The sequence below is a fragment of the Proteus myxofaciens ATCC 19692 genome (assembly GCF_001654855.1).
Classification (GTDB): Bacteria; Pseudomonadota; Gammaproteobacteria; order Enterobacterales; family Enterobacteriaceae; genus Proteus; species Proteus myxofaciens.
Genome location: NZ_LXEN01000150.1, coordinates 18,897 through 35,200 on the forward strand (window position 1 = coordinate 18,897; position 16,304 = coordinate 35,200).

The 16,304-nt window shown below is 36.8% G+C and carries 14 protein-coding genes; 13 read left to right on the forward strand and 1 reads right to left on the reverse strand.

Translation table 11 applies throughout. The features are described 5' to 3' along the window. Positions 1-38: 38 nt before the first annotated feature. The 8 genes from hinT (at position 39) to umoD (ending at position 6,970) form a co-directional block, all read left to right on the forward strand. Positions 39-389, forward strand: coding sequence for a purine nucleoside phosphoramidase (hinT, locus tag M983_RS14925; protein ID WP_066752679.1), 351 nt, complete (start codon positions 39-41; stop codon positions 387-389). An 86-nt stretch (positions 390-475) separates the two neighbouring features. Next, entirely contained in the window at positions 476-877 is a 402-nt protein-coding gene (locus M983_RS14930; RefSeq protein ID WP_066752682.1) for a YcfL family putative periplasmic lipoprotein, read from the forward strand. Between the two features lie 17 nt (positions 878-894). Beyond that, positions 895-1,473, forward strand: coding sequence for a penicillin-binding protein activator LpoB (locus tag M983_RS14935; protein ID WP_066752685.1), 579 nt, complete (start codon positions 895-897; stop codon positions 1,471-1,473). Further along, the gene (locus M983_RS14940; protein ID WP_245684053.1) at positions 1,451-2,350 is read left to right on the forward strand and encodes a phosphotransferase; all 900 of its coding nucleotides are present in this window, start codon (positions 1,451-1,453) and stop codon (positions 2,348-2,350) included. Before M983_RS14935 ends, M983_RS14940 begins: the two co-directional genes overlap by 23 nt. Before the next feature lie 38 nt (positions 2,351-2,388). Beyond that, complete coding sequence (gene nagZ / locus M983_RS14945) at positions 2,389-3,408, forward strand: beta-N-acetylhexosaminidase (protein ID WP_066752694.1); 1,020 nt, start codon at positions 2,389-2,391, stop codon at positions 3,406-3,408. Beyond that, a complete protein-coding gene (gene ycfP, locus M983_RS14950) occupies positions 3,405-3,941 on the forward strand; it encodes an alpha/beta hydrolase YcfP (protein ID WP_066752696.1) in 537 nt (178 codons plus the stop codon). Before nagZ ends, ycfP begins: the two co-directional genes overlap by 4 nt. Before the next feature lie 420 nt (positions 3,942-4,361). Further along, a complete protein-coding gene (locus M983_RS14955) occupies positions 4,362-5,669 on the forward strand; it encodes an NAD(P)/FAD-dependent oxidoreductase (RefSeq protein WP_066752699.1) in 1,308 nt (435 codons plus the stop codon). 800 nt (positions 5,670-6,469) lie between these two features. Further along, positions 6,470-6,970, forward strand: a complete 501-nt coding sequence (gene umoD / locus M983_RS14960) for a UmoD family flagellar biogenesis regulator (RefSeq protein ID WP_066752702.1) — start codon at positions 6,470-6,472, stop codon at positions 6,968-6,970. Between the two features lie 255 nt (positions 6,971-7,225). Here umoD and mfd read toward each other — a convergent pair whose 3' ends face one another. Continuing rightward, entirely contained in the window at positions 7,226-10,672 is a 3,447-nt protein-coding gene (gene mfd, locus M983_RS14965) for a transcription-repair coupling factor (RefSeq protein ID WP_066752705.1), read from the reverse strand. Between the two features lie 193 nt (positions 10,673-10,865). Between mfd and lolC the strand changes: the two genes are divergently transcribed. The 5 genes from lolC (at position 10,866) to pepT (ending at position 16,249) form a co-directional block, all read left to right on the forward strand. Beyond that, positions 10,866-12,068, forward strand: coding sequence for a lipoprotein-releasing ABC transporter permease subunit LolC (lolC, locus tag M983_RS14970; protein WP_066752709.1), 1,203 nt, complete (start codon positions 10,866-10,868; stop codon positions 12,066-12,068). Next, the gene (gene lolD / locus M983_RS14975) at positions 12,061-12,765 is read left to right on the forward strand and encodes a lipoprotein-releasing ABC transporter ATP-binding protein LolD (protein WP_066752712.1); all 705 of its coding nucleotides are present in this window, start codon (positions 12,061-12,063) and stop codon (positions 12,763-12,765) included. Before lolC ends, lolD begins: the two co-directional genes overlap by 8 nt. After that, complete coding sequence (lolE, locus tag M983_RS14980) at positions 12,765-14,012, forward strand: lipoprotein-releasing ABC transporter permease subunit LolE (RefSeq protein WP_066752715.1); 1,248 nt, start codon at positions 12,765-12,767, stop codon at positions 14,010-14,012. Before lolD ends, lolE begins: the two co-directional genes overlap by 1 nt. 86 nt (positions 14,013-14,098) lie before the next feature. Continuing rightward, positions 14,099-14,953, forward strand: a complete 855-nt coding sequence (cobB, locus tag M983_RS14985) for a Sir2 family NAD+-dependent deacetylase (RefSeq protein ID WP_074388184.1) — start codon at positions 14,099-14,101, stop codon at positions 14,951-14,953. 51 nt (positions 14,954-15,004) lie between these two features. Next, complete coding sequence (gene pepT, locus M983_RS14990; protein ID WP_066752721.1) at positions 15,005-16,249, forward strand: peptidase T; 1,245 nt, start codon at positions 15,005-15,007, stop codon at positions 16,247-16,249. Positions 16,250-16,304: the final 55 nt, after the last annotated feature.

The following is a 16,304-nucleotide window of genomic DNA, read 5'->3' on the forward strand; positions in this document are numbered from 1 at the left end:
ATAAAGTCAGTAAAACCAAACATAAAAGGGTGATGAAAATGGCCGAAGAAACTATTTTTAGTAAAATTATTCGTGGTGAAATTCCTGCGAATATCGTTTTTCAAGATGATAAAGTTACCGCTTTTCGTGATATATCACCACAAGCACCAACACATATTCTCATTATCCCTAATAAACTTATTCCAACTGTGAATGATGTAACGCCAGAAGATGAGCAAACATTAGGACACCTTTTCGTTGTTGCCGCAAAAATAGCAAAAGAAGAGGGAATTGCAGAAGATGGTTATCGTCTTGTTATAAATTGCAATAAACATGGTGGGCAAGAAGTCTTTCACATTCATATGCATTTATTGGGTGGAAAATCATTAGGCCCATTATTAAGTAAATAATAATACAGCATCTATTTTTGTCTCTGATTGATTATCGGGTACTACACTAAAATAGAACAACAAAAGCGAATAACAGGAAATGAGGTATGATAAGACAAGGTAACACGCTTTTTTTATTACTTATTGTACTATTTATGTCAATACTAATGACAGGATGCTTATCATCTCATTCTGGAAATAAACTCTACTTTAATCGCGAACAAGCCATCGTTATGGAGCCCTCTGTGTTAGCCGCGGGAGTGGTAGCAGGAAAACCGCAATTAGAGCGCTATACTAAGGGGACACAAGCCACAGTAACATTGTCTAATACGCAATCTTATCCTGTTTCTATTCGTTATCGTTTTTATTGGTATAACGAACAAGGATTAGAAATATCTCCAGCTGGACGTGTTAATGATGTTCTTGTTCCTGGTGATGGTGATACAAAAATTAGTGCTGATATTCCCAATCAAACAATCAGTTATGTCAGGGTATACCTTTTTATTTAGGATAAGGTGAAAGTAGTATGAAGAAAATATTATTTGTGGTGATGTCTGTTTTCTTACTTGCAGGCTGTCCTTCTGTTGTACATCAGCCACCAGCACCTATTGAGCCGACAGTACCAACAGAGCCAGTTGAGCCAGAAAAACCAATAGAGCCACCTATCGAGGTTGTTCCTACACCACCAAAGATAACTCAAATCAATTGGAATGCGACAATCCAGCCTTTAATTAGAGAAATGTCTGTCACTGATGATTTAGGCGTAGGGAAATTATTAGTTGTTGATAATGTAAAAAATAATTCAGGTGGAAATATCCAAACTGTAAATGCGACCAATGCAATTATTGAAGCTATAAATAATATTAGCGCATTACAAACTGTGCCATATACACAAATGATGTCAGCAAGAAAAGCATTAGGTTTATCTGGTGAAGATAGTTTAGGGCTTCGTAGTGCTGCTATTGGCTTAGCGCGTTATTTACAAGCTGATTATATTCTTGTTTCCACTGTTGATGGTAAAAAAGATAACCGTGTGATCAGCATGCAATTAATGTCTGTTAGCTCAGGTGAAATTCTATGGAATGGTCGCCATAACGTTGAGTAACGCTCATTACAAAAGCTTGCTTAATACCTTACAAAAACAGTTTCCTGCTAAGGTATTAAGCGAGTGGAAAATCACTGCATTATCAGGGCTTGGTGGTGGTTCTTTTCATATTCAACAAGATGAAATTAATTGGATTGCTCGTCATTATAATGCCGAGAAAAAAACATTATTTGTTAACGCCCAAAAAGAGCACTCGATTTTAAAGCAACTTAAAAGTTCTGGCTTATCACCTCATATTGTGATGAGTGATGGAGAATGGTTTTTTCTTCATTGGGAGCAAGGTCAGCATCCTACACATCAACAGCTTTTTGATAGCTATATGCAGCCATTAGCTGAAAAAGTGGCAATGTTGCATCAACGTACTCCTTTTGGTTTTCCTCTTAACTTATGGCATGAACTTTCATTTTATTGGTATCACATCGATAAACGACGTTTATCACCTAGATGGCTACGATTGCATCAGCACTTTTTACGTCAACCACGTCGCAATCTCATAAAGTACGCGCCAGCTCACATGGATTTACATCCTGAGAATATTCTTCTTAGCGAACAAGGTATAAAATTTATTGATTGGGAATATGCTGCTGATATTGATATCGCTGATTCATTGATGTCTTTTTTTGCTATCAACCAACTTGATGATATGCAACAAAGCCGATTTTTGCACTATTATTGTTCTTATCATTATCATCATAATCGTCAAGAAGAGATAATTTTTTCATCAGTAGAAAAAATAAAATCGCATATTCTCTCAAGGAAACCATTCATTTTTTATATGATGCTAATGTGGTATGAAGTTCGTTGGCAACAAACAAAAAATGAGTCATTTTTAGTCATGTCTGAACCTTTACGTGACTATTTTAGTCTGATTAGTTAAAGATATTATCTTATTATCATTACAAAGTGAGGAATGTTATGGGTCCTGTAATGCTTGATGTTGAAGGTTATGTACTCGACAATGAGGAGCGCGAAATTTTAAAGCATCCCCTTGTCGGTGGTTTGATCCTTTTTACCCGAAACTTCCATGATGCCGAACAGCTAAATGAGCTTGTACGTCAAATTCGTGATGCTTCTCATGAGCGCTTAGTCATTGCTGTTGACCAAGAAGGTGGTCGTGTACAGCGCTTTCGTGATGGCTTTACTCGCTTACCAGCAGCTCAATCGTATGCAGCTTTAAATGACAGCTATGAAGCACGCTATTTAGCGCAAGAAGCAGGTTGGCTAATGGCCTCTGAAATGATTGCGATGGATATTGATATTAGTTTTGCTCCTGTATTGGATTTAGGCCATAACTGTATTGCTATTGGTGAGCGTTCTTTTCATGAATCCCCTGACGTTGCAATGCAAATGGCAGAAAACTTTATTAAAGGCATGCGTTCAGCAGGCATGAAATCAACGGGTAAACATTTTCCTGGTCATGGTGCAGTTAGAGCAGACTCTCATAAAGAAACACCTCGCGATGAGCGATCATTAGATGATATTCGTCAGAAAGATATGTCTATCTTTAAAGATTTTATTCAGCGTCAGCTATTAGATGCGATTATGCCAGCACATGTTATTTATTCTCAGGTTGATGAACGCCCTGCGAGTGGTTCTTCATATTGGCTAAAATCAATATTACGTGAACAACTCGGTTTCCAAGGTGTAATTTTTTCAGATGATCTTTCAATGGAAGGCGCTGCTATTATGGGAAGTTATGCGCAAAGGGCGCAACACTCTCTGGATGCAGGTTGCGATATGCTTTTAGTGTGTAATAACCGAAAAGGGGCGGTAAGTGTGTTAGATAACCTGTCCTCAGTCAAAGCAGAAAGAATTTCTGCGTTGTACCATCATCGAGGTCGTTACACATTAAATGAGCTGCAATCATCTGATCGTTGGAAAAAAGCGAATCAGTTGCTGACTCAATTACAGGAGCAGTGGCAGGAGCGCGCATGATTATATATTTACATGGTTTTGATTCGACGAGTCCTGGAAATCATGAAAAAGTTCTACAGTTACAATTTATTGACCCTGATGTTCGTTTTTTAAGCTACAGCACATTGCATCCTCGTCATGATATGCATCATTTGCTTAAAGAGACGGATAAAGTCATTAAATCTACCCAAGATCCTGTATTAATTTGTGGTGTAGGGTTAGGTGGGTATTGGGCTGAACGCATTGGTTTTTTATGTAATATTCGTCAGGTATTGATTAATCCTAATCTTTTCCCTTATGAGAATATGACCGATAAAATTGATAGACCTGAAGAGTATTTAGATATTGAAACGAAATGTACTCAACATTTTCGTGAAAAAAATAAAGACAATGCGCTAGTCATTTTATCTCGTCATGATGGAATATTGGACAATCAACGCTCTTCTGATGAGCTATCCCCTTACTATAATATTTTATGGGATGAAACCCAAACACATAAATTTAAAAGCCTTTCAGAATATTTGTTTAAAATAAAAGCTTTTAACAGCAAGTAGTCGATTAAAAATGAGTAGATTTATGCTACTCATTTTTTAGCCTTTTTAATCCCCCGCCTTTATCACTGCCTATTATTTATAGACTTTTTTAAGCACAATTTTCTGTTTACTTTTCATGTAATACATTGAGAATCATTCTTTTTCTCATTGTTTATATAATGAATTGATAAATAGAGTTATTTTTCTTTTTTATCTTATCATATTTGTGCTAATTCATTTAGAGACCGTCTATTTTCTCTAAAAAGAGATATGAATTTTCAAATATTTTTGATATAAATCAAGTTTGGTATGACCATCTACCCATATGACTTGTTTTAGAACAAAAATAATGAAAGAAACGATTTAACTGTCGTTATTTAAGTGGATTTCACTAAGCCTATTTAAATAACAACAGTAAATATCTTTATGGAGTGACGTTACATGTCATTAACAAAAATTGTTATCGTCGGCGGTGGTGCTGGTGGATTAGAGCTTGCGACTAAATTAGGTAACAAATTAGGTCGTCGACAAAAAGCACAAATCACATTAGTCGATAGAAATAATAGCCATTTATGGAAACCTTTGCTACACGAAGTGGCAACAGGCTCACTGGATGATGGTGTTGATGCGTTAAGTTATTTAGCGCATGGACATAATCATCATTTTAATTTTCAATTAGGTTCACTGATTGGGCTTGATAGAGAGCAAAAAAATATTACATTAGCGGCGATTTATGATGAAGATCAGGCGCTTCTAGTACCAGAACGCAAACTAGATTACGATATTCTTGTTATGTCGCTAGGTAGCAAATCCAATGATTTTGGAACGCCAGGAATTAAAGAAAACTGCATTTTTCTAGATAGCCCACAGCAAGCAAATCGGTTCCACAATGAAATGCTGAATTTATTCTTAAAATATTCTGCTGATGAAATGGCTCAAGAAGAAGATCGCAAAGTGAATATTGCGATTGTTGGTGGAGGCGCTACTGGTGTTGAGCTTTCAGCTGAATTACACAATGCAGTTCGTCAACTTAATAGTTACGGACTGAAAAAGTTAGCACCATCTGCACTTAATATTACGTTAGTTGAAGCTGGTGAGCGTATTTTACCTGCATTACCAGTGCGTATTTCAAGTGCAGCTCATCAGGAACTGACTAAGTTAGGCGTCAGAGTTATGACAAATACGATGGTCACAAGTGCTGATGAAACAGGATTAAATACAAAAGACGGCGAACATATTGATGCTGATCTTATGGTTTGGGCTGCCGGAATTAAAGCACCTGATTTTATGAAAGATATTGCAGGGCTTGAAACAAACCGAATTAATCAGCTTGTTGTAAAACCTACATTACAAACAACGCGTGATGACATGATATTTGCGATTGGTGACTGCGCATCTTGCCCTAGAAAAGAAGGGGGCTTTGTACCACCAAGAGCACAATCAGCTCACCAAATGGCAAGTCGTTGTTATGATAATATTGTCGCTATCATGAAAAACAAACCACTGAAAGAATATGTGTTTAAAGATCATGGTTCTTTAGTTTCTTTATCGAAATTTAGTACGGTAGGAAGCTTAATGGGCAACTTAATGAAAGGTGACATGATGATAGAAGGACGTATTGCACGAATTGTGTATATTTCTTTATATCGTATGCATCAAATCGCACTACATGGTTATACAAAAACAGGATTGATGATGTTAGTTGGTTCTATTAATCGCGTGATTAGGCCAAAACTCAAGCTACATTAATTATATATTTTCGTTTAAATATTATAGATAAATGTATCAATAATAACCCTCATATCACATGAGGGTTATTTATGCTTTCTATTTAGCACAAAAAAAATGGCATCGTTGTCATAACCAAATTATACAAATTAGAATAAACATTCAGTCGATTAGTCTATTTATTTTAAAATTATCAAATAACTCTAAAGGTTTTTAAAGTAATTATAAATACAATTAGTTAATTAATATTAAATTAACCATATATATGCAATTTATATTAATATTATTTAATAAATGAAATTAAGATTTTTCTCAAATAAAAAAGGGGTATTACGTTCATTAATTTATGTAACAAAGTGTTAATATATTCCTCTATAAATAAATTGGAATAGCACATTATTAAGCTAATTTGTCTATAGATTTAATTTGTTACACTTTTATTTATTTATATATGTATTTAAACTTTAAAATTAATTAGCATAATAGTGTTGTTATTAAATGTTAAATAAGTGTTGTTGTGTTGATATAAGAGCATCATTTAATAATGATTATTTTGGAAAAGAGCGGGCATTATTTTAAATCAAAAAGCTTAAAAATGAACATGATTAATTAAGTAATTAAAACAAAAATAAGTCGTGTTTTTAGCATGTTATCGATGCATGTTTTATTTATTATATTATCTAGTAAGGAAATTAATAAAGCTACCAAGTAAAACAGACATATTCTATTAAGTACCTGTTGTTTCAAGGAGATTATAGAATAAAACACAATAATACTTGAAATTAGCATCTTAAGGATCCAGCGGATAAAAAGGGGTAAAAGTGAGTGTTAATATTAAAAAATATACACTAATAGGTGTGATTGCCATATTAGTGCTACTTTTATTTATTGCATGGCGATGGATTTTTTCTCAACCTCAATTTGCCTATGTGGTGTCTGCTACACCCATTAAATCAACTGTTTTTGTAACAGAAGAATATTGCCATCGCATTGGTCTTCCTACACCTTTTTCACCAGAAAACTTATCTCGTTTTCATCCTGCAGAAAATGAGTGTCGAGTTTTTTATATTATTGAAACATTAAATAAAAGAACTGCCTCTCGATTTCCTTATCCGGATTTTAAAGAGTGTGTACCCATTTATCGTCAAGAGAGAAGAGTGATTGGTTATGATGTTCTTTATACAATTGATGGAACACCAGGAAAAGTGCGCACAACATTTAAGCCAGGAGAGCTAATCGCATTAGATAAGAAAGGTCGGCTTATTCTAACTCAAGAGCCATATTGTATCTTAAATGAAAATATTCCTTGCCTAAAAGAGTAAACAAAGTTTTTAGGTAATTAATTGATAATGGCAAAAACAGATAAAGTTCTGTAGAAATTATTTCCATAACACGACACTATTATTCTTTCTTTATTCAACATGATTTTATATACACATTAAATAAATGGGGAGCAAAAGACGAAAAATAGTGTAAATAATGCTTACACGTTATACGTTTATGATAAAAATACCCCAAAGTTAATGATTAACATTTGGGGTATCGCTTAAAATATCATAATTTTAAAAATGTAGATTTTATGATTTTAATTTATGCTCACTAAATGAAGTTAACATGTCATCAATAAACGTGAGTCTTTTCTCTCTTTGTGTTAAATCAAGAATGAATTTTAGTTTTGATGGACCATCTAAGCGGAATATCATCGGTTGTTCTTGTAATAAGCTAATTAAATAGCTTGGATCAACACTATTTTTCTCGCCAAATTCAATAAATCCACCTTTGTCATGCGCTTCAATACGAGTGATGCCTAAATTCATTGCATTTAAGCGAATAGCTGCATTACGTAATAGATTTCGCCCTGCATCAGGTAATGTACCAAATCTATCAATAAGCTCTGCTCTTAGGTCATTTAATTCACTAAGATCACTAGCACTTGCTATACGTTTATAGAAAGAGAGTCGAACATTGACATCAGGAATATAATCATCAGGCAGTAAAACCGGCATTCTTAATTCAATTTCAGTTTGCTGATTCGTTAAATCTTCTAATGAAGGTTCACGACCTTCTTTTAAAGCCTCTACAGCGCTTTCTAGTAACTCCATATACAAAGAGAAGCCAACTGTATTCATTTGGCCACTTTGATCTTCACCTAGCAACTCACCGGCACCTCGAATTTCTAAATCATGGGTTGCTAATGCAAATCCTGCACCTAAGTCTTCAAGAGAGGCAATCGCTTCTAAGCGTTTATGCGCATCTTTTGTCATAGCTTTGGGATGAGGGGTGAGCAAATAAGCATAAGCTTGATGATGAGAACGGCCAACACGACCGCGTAATTGGTGCAATTGAGCTAAACCAAAGTGATCAGCACGCTCAATAATAATGGTATTCGCACTAGGAACGTCAATTCCCGTTTCAATGATTGTAGTACAAAGCAGTACATTAAATCGTTGATGATGGAAATCATTCATGACTCGCTCAAGTTCTCGCTCACGCATTTGACCATGACCGATACCAATTCTGGCTTCAGGAACTAATTTAGCAAGCCGTTCTTTGGCTTTTTCTATATTTTCAACATCGTTATAAAGATAATAAACTTGTCCACCGCGCAATGTTTCACGCAATATTGCTTCACGAACAACGAGATCATCATATTCACGCACAAATGTTTTAACAGATAAACGACGCGCTGGCGGTGTCGCGATAATAGAGAGATCACGCATACCACTCATTGCCATATTAAGCGTTCGAGGTATTGGCGTTGCTGTTAATGTTAAAATATCGACATTAGCACGCATTGCTTTAATACGTTCTTTATGGCGAACACCAAAGCGGTGCTCTTCATCAACAATGAGTAAGCCTAAATCTTTCCATTGAATGCTAGATTGCAATAGTTTATGAGTACCAATAACAATATCAATCGTACCTTCTGCTAATTTCTCTGTGATCTGCTGTTGCTCTTTAGCACTACGAAAACGCGAAATCATTTCAATATTGACAGGCCAGTTAGCAAATCTATCACGGAAGTTATCAAAATGCTGTTGTGCGAGTAACGTTGTTGGCACCAAGATAGCAACTTGCTTGTTATTGCTAATCGCTAAAAAGGCAGCACGCATCGCCACTTCTGTTTTTCCAAATCCGACATCACCACAAACTAGACGATCCATTGCTGTGGCTTGGCACATATCACTTAAAACGGCATTAATTGCCATTTCTTGATCAGGTGTTGTTTCAAAAGGGAAGCTTTGGCGAAATGCGCGATATTGCTCGCTATCCATTTTAAAGGCGAAACCTGTTTTAATGGCGCGTTTTGCATAAACATCTAATAATTCAGCCGCGACATCACGTACTTTTTCTGCGGCTTTTTGACGAGCACGAGTCCATGTATCGCCACCTAATTTATGCAAAGGTGCGTTTTCATCAGCACCACCAGAATAACGACTGATTAAGTGTAAAGAAGAGACTGGCACATATAGCTTGTCATTACCTGCGTAAGTTAACATCAAGTATTCAGCTTTAACACCTCCCGCTTCAAGCGTTGTCATTCCTTGATAACGACCCACACCATGTTGAAGATGAACAACAGGCTGTCCTGCGCTTAATTCAGCCAGATTACGAATAAGGGTATCAGTATTGATTGTGCGGCGATTATCTTGACGACGACGATTAACGCGTTCACCTAACATATCACTTTCGCAGATTAACGCTAACTGGCGGTAGTTATCAATAAAGCCATGCTCAGCAGCACCAACAATAAAATAGAAACCTTTTTCGTTGGCATCTGATAATTCTATGATCTGTTTAGGCGCGATTTTTATACGTGATAATAGATCTTGAACAGTTTCTCGACGACCTTCACTTTCAACTGAAAAAATGATACTACCTGAGAATTGTTCTTGGAAACGACGTAGATTATCTAACGGTGATTTACTTTGTGCATTAATCGCTAAATCAGGTAAAGGTTCATAGCCTAAATTAGTTTGACCTGTCTTTTCGGGTAAAATATCCTGCTTTAATTGAATACGTGGCCATTGCTTTAATTCACGATTAAACTTATCAACATTAAGCCAAATATCATCAGGCGCAAGTAAAGGACGCATAGGATCAACGCGACGACTGTCATAACGCTGATTGATGTCTTGCCAAAATCGCTCTGTGTAATCCTGCAAATCTTGTGTGACTAACAGTGTATTTTCAGGAAAATAAGAAAAGAGAGTAGAAAGTGGCTTATCAAAAAAGAGAGGTTGCCAATATTCGATACCCGCAGGCAATACATTTTTGCTTACTTGTTGATAAATATGCTCAGGATCACGTCTTACATCAAAACGCTCACGCCAGTGACTTCTAAAGTTTTCGATTGCATTAGCATCAGTTGGAAATTCGTGTGCAGGTAGCAGATTGATTTGCTCAACTTCGGTTAATGTTCTTTGTGTATCTACATCAAAAGTGCGTAGGCTATCGATTTCATCATCAAAAAAATCAATGCGATAAGGAAATTCGCTTCCCATAGGAAAGAGGTCAAGTAAGGCGCCTCGTGTGGCATATTCGCCGTGTTCTAATACCTGCTCTACATGGCGATAACCGGCCTCATCAAGGGTTTTACGCAAATTGTCACGAGAAAGTTGCTCACCTTTTTGCATGACCAATGCATGACTTGCGAGATAATCTGCTGGACAGACTTTCTGCATTAACGTATTGACGGGTAAGATTAAAATTCCCTTGAGAAGTGATGGAATACGGTATAGCGTAGACAGGCGATTAGAGATAATTTCTTGATGTGGTGAAAAACTGTCATAAGGTAGTGTTTCCCAGTCTGATAATGTCTCTACTGGATAATCACAAAACTGACGGATTTCATCTTGTAGCCGTAATGCATTTTGCATATCACGCGTGACAAGAACGACTAATCCAGAATGACGTTTAATGATATCGGCGCATTCTAGGGCACAAGCGGCACCTGTCAGCTGACCTAGCTGGCGAGTATCCCCTTGTTTTACAGGAAGTTGATAACGATATTCTGAGGACATAGCGTGTAATGTGAACTCTTGGTTGTAGTTAACTCCCAACATATCTTCAGCGTATTCGCTAAAGCTTAAACTGGCGGGCAGGTTAAGATAAAAGAAAAAACCACAGTTTGGGAATAGAGTGGTTCCATTCAGTAAGACTACCCTTTATTATCCCTGAACACTTCGCATTAGCAACAGGAACAGCACAGATTTCATGTACAATTCTGTCTCATTTTTCATAGGGCTCCGGTATATGCGGGGTCGCGCGGTCGATAAATTCGGTCGTTTCGTCTCATGGCTATCTGCTTTAGGCATTATGCTAGGCGTAGCTGCACTTATCACTGTGACATCAGTCATGAATGGTTTTGAGCAGTCATTGCAAAACAGCATATTAGCTTATATTCCTCAAGCCATTGTCACAACACCTAATGGACAAATTCCTAAAGATGAAACGGTGGCAAAAACCTTGTCAAAACGAGAGGATGTCACCAATGTAACACCTTTAGTGGAAGGAGATGTTGTTTTACAAAGCAAAAATAACATTAGTGTCGGCGTCATGTTAGGTGTAGAAAGACAACAAGATGAACCACTTGCTTCTTTTATTCGAGTTGGTGATTTTTCTGCACTTAAATCAGGCGAATATGGTGTCATTATAGGTAATGGCTTAGCGAAACAATTAAAAACCCAAGTTGGTGACAAAATTCGTTTAATAATACCAAGTGTTAGCCAATTAACACCAATGGGTAGAATGCCAAGCCAACGGTTATTCACCGTAAAAGGTATTTTTCAAAGTGGGGGTGAGGCTGATAATTCGCAAGTGCTTGTTAACCAACAAGATGCTGCTCGTTTAATGCGTTATCAGCCTGATAATATTACGGGTTGGCGCCTTTTCTTTACCACACCCTTAAATATCGAAAAATATAGCGCTCAAGCATTACCAGAAGGATTAACTTGGAAAGATTGGCGGGAACGTAAAGGTGAATTTTTTCAAGCTGTTAAAATGGAAAAAAATATGATGGGATTATTACTAAGCCTTATCATTGCCGTGGCTGCGTTTAATATTATTACATCTCTTGCCTTACTTGTGATGGAAAAACAAGGTGAGGTTGCCATCTTGCAAACAATGGGACTTAAACGCTCTCAGATTATGTCTATTTTTATGTTACAAGGCGCAGGAGCTGGAGTTTTAGGTGCTATCGCTGGTGGATTATTAGGGGCACTGCTTTCTAGTCAATTAAATATTATTATGCCTGCTGTTGGTCTTATTCCTGAAGGTGTTGAATTACCTGCAACACTTGAATGGGGAAGAGTCTTCATTATCGGCATTTCTGCCATTGTTATTTCTCTTTTATCTACTTTATACCCGTCTTGGCGGGCAGCAACCCTTCAGCCAGCAGAGGCGCTACGTTATGAGTAATTCTCCTTTATTACAGTGTCATTCTCTTTGTAAACAATACCAAGATGGCGCTATTTCAACGCAAGTTCTTAAATCTGTCTCTTTTACCATGAATGAAGGGGACTTTCTGGCTATTGTAGGTAGCTCAGGATCAGGTAAAAGTACTTTATTGCACTTATTAGGAGGATTAGATTCACCAACGTCTGGTGAAGTTATTTTTAAAGGGGGATCACTTAATAAGCTGTCTTCAACTGAAAAAGCAGATTTACGTAATAAAGAATTAGGTTTTATTTATCAGTTTCATCATTTATTGCCTGATTTCACTGCTTTAGAAAATGTGGCTATGCCTTTAATGATTGGTGGTGTAAATGTCGCTAAAGCAAAAGAAAAAGCAATGTTATTACTGGATGCCGTTGGATTAAAAGAACGTTCTCATCATCGTCCTTCAGAGCTTTCTGGTGGCGAAAGACAGCGTGTTGCAATTGCGCGAGCACTTGTTAATGATCCCGCTTTAGTCCTTGCTGATGAACCAACAGGTAATCTTGATCAAAAAAATGCTGAAGGTATTTTCGAGCTTTTAATCAAATTAAATAGAGAGAAAAAAACGGCATTTTTGGTTGTTACTCATGATTTATCATTAGCTGCTCGTTTTCAACGTCAACTTGAAATGAACGATGGCCTATTACAGTCACAAGAAACCATTTCAGGAGTGAAATAATGGCTCATTTGCCACTTGCCTTAGTGACGGCACTGCGATTTTCACGAGGAAGAAAGCGTGCTGGTATGGTGTCTTTAATTTCAGTTATTTCAACATTGGGTATTATGTTAGGGGTTGCAGTACTGATTATTGGCTTAAGTGCTATGAATGGTTTTGAGCGAGAGTTAAAAAACCGTATTTTATCTGTGGTTCCTCATGGACAGATTTATTCGGTAAAACAGCCCTTTACACAGTGGCAATCAGCATTACCCCGTATTGAAAATACACCTGGTGTTGTGGCTGCTGCACCTTATGTTTTATTAACAGGATTATTAGAGAAAGGGACAGAACTTAAGGCTGTGAGTGTTATGGGGGTTTCGCCTGATAAACAAGGGGATATTAGTACACTACCTAATTATGTACAAGATAATGCATGGCAAGATTTTAAAGCAGGAAAGCAGCAAATTATTATCGGGCAAGGTGTTGCTGATGCGCTTAAACTTGCCAAAGGTGATTGGCTAACCATATTAATTCCGAATAATGACGATCCTACTAAATTATTACAACCTAAACGTATCCGTTTGCAAGTTGGTGGAATATTCCGCTTAAGCGGCATGTTAGATCACCAATTAGCGCTGATCCCCTTAGCTGATGCTCAGAAATATTTAGATTATGGGCAAGCAGTAACGGGTATTGAAGTTAAAACCATTGATCCTTTCCAAGTTAATGAAATTATTCATAATGCAGGTATCAATAGCCAAGAATATGTTTATGCGAAAAGTTGGATAAACGATTATGGTTATATGTACAGCGATATCCAGATGATCCGCAGTATTATGTATTTGTCGATGATTTTAGTGATCGGTGTGGCATGTTTTAATATTGTTTCAACGCTAATTATGGCAGTCAGAGATAAAAGTAGTGATATTGCGATTTTACGTACTTTAGGTGCAAGAGATAGCCATATTCGTAATATTTTTCTGTGGTATGGGCTACTATCAGGTATGGTTGGCTGTATTGCTGGTGTGATTATTGGGGCCTTAGTTGCTTATAATTTGACGCCCTTAGTTTCCTTTATCGAATCATTAACAGGTCACAGCGTATTATCAGGGGATGTTTATTTTGTTGACTTTTTACCCTCTGAAATTCATTGGATTGATGTTTTTTCCGTTTTCGTGACAACTGTTATCCTAAGTTTGATTGCCAGTTGGTATCCTGCTCGCAGAGCAACTAAACTTGATCCTGCCAGAATTTTAAGTGGGCAATAAGTTTATTGACATAAAAACGTATAAAAACGGATTACAGTAACAGTTTAAAAACGATATTTTAAATGTGAAAATCAAGGATTGTTCTGATGAAACTCAAATTTCGTCATAGTCGGCTTAAGAAGTTTCGTAAGGTAAAAAGTATACGAAGACAGCATTCTCGCTGTCGCTATTTTCATCTCACCCATAAAACGGAACATGAAATGAAATTACCCAAAGTTGTTGTATTAACTGGAGCTGGCATTTCTGCTGAATCAGGTATTAAAACATTTCGCTCTGAAGATGGATTATGGGAAGAGCATCGTGTTGAAGATGTGGCAACACCAGAAGGATATCAGCGTAATCCCAAGTTAGTGCAACAATTTTATAATGATCGTCGTAAGCAATTACAACAGCCTTCAATTCAACCTAATCAAGCGCACTATGCATTAGCAAAACTTGAGGAATATCTTGGTAAAGAGAATTTTTTGTTAGTGACTCAAAATATTGACAACTTACATGAAAAAGCGGGTAGCCAGCATGTTTTGCATATGCATGGTGAATTATTAAAAGTTCGTTGTCCTCAATCTAGACAAGTTTTTGAATGGAAAGGTAATTTAGAAACAACGGATTATTGTCACTGTTGTCAATTTCCTTCACCGTTAAGACCTCATATCGTCTGGTTTGGTGAAATGCCAATAGGAATGGAGGAAATTTACCAAGCACTTGCTGAAGCTGATGTTTTTATCTCTATTGGGACATCAGGCAATGTTTATCCTGCCGCGGGATTTGTACATGAGGCAAAGCTTGCCGGCGCGCATACTGTAGAACTTAATCTTGAGCCTAGTTTGGTTGAAAGTCAGTTTCAAGAAAAACATTATGGTCCTGCAAGTCAGATCGTAGATAACTACATTCATAAATTGTTTGATTTAATTAATGATCCGAAAGCTGATTTGACGCAATAATTATTTTACAAACTACCCTATTATAATCTTTAGAGAGATATAGGGGGTAAAATGGATAAATTATTAGAACGTTTTTTTGAATACGTTAATTTTGATACACAATCAAAACCATCTTCAAAAATGTCGCCAAGTAGTGATGGACAAATAAAATTAGCAAAGGCATTGGTACAAGAGTTAAAAACACTGGGTTTTTCTGATATCACACTCAGTGAGAAGGGATGCGTGATGGCAAGTTTACCCTCTAACGTCTCTTGGCCAGTGCCTGTTATTGGCTTTATATCGCATCTTGATACCTCTCCTGATTTTTCGGGTAAACATGTAAAACCGCAAATTCTTGAAAATTACCGTGGTGGTGATATTGCCCTTGGTATCGGTGATGAAGTGCTATCGCCAGTGATGTTTCCTATTTTACATTCAATGATTGGTAAAACATTAATTACGACAGACGGTAAAACTTTACTCGGTGCCGATGATAAAGCCGGTATTGCTGAAATAATAACTGCAATGGTCAGGTTAAAAGAGACAAACCGACCTCATGGCGATATTCGCATAGCCTTTACACCAGATGAAGAAATAGGCCGAGGAGCACATTATGTTGACCTTAATACATTTGGAGCAAGTTGGGCTTATACCGTTGATGGTGGTGGTGTGGGTGAGTTAGAGTATGAAAACTTCAACGCAGCCTCTGTAGGTATCAAAATTGTCGGTAATAATGTACATCCTGGTAGTGCAAAAGGTGTCATGGTGAATGCTTTAGGATTAGCTACCCGTATTCATCAAGAACTCCCTATTGAAGAGACACCTGAAAATACTGAAGGCTATGAAGGTTTTTATCATCTACAAAGCATCAAAGGAACCGTTGAGCGCGCTGATATGCAATATATCATTCGTGATTTTAATCGTAATTTGTTTGAAAAACGTAAACAAAAAATGATAGCGATTGCGGAAAAAGTGGGTAAAGGGTTACATCCTGATTGCTATATTGAACTGACGATTGATGATAGTTATTACAATATGCATGATAAAGTTGTTCAATATCCTCATGTTATTGATATTGCAAAACAAGCAATGATTGATTGCAATATTGAGCCTAATATCAAACCAATTCGTGGTGGTACTGATGGCGCTCAACTTTCTTATCGTGGATTACCTTGTCCTAATATTTTTACTGGTGGATATAATTTCCATGGTAAACATGAGTTTATCTCTTTAGAAGGAATGGAAGCGTCGGTTAGTGTTATCATGCGTATTGCTGAAATTACAGCACAAAGAGAAAAAGAAAGAACAAGTTTTTAAATTTAGCAATATATAATTGATTGATAAAATAATAGCCGAAATATCGGCTATTATT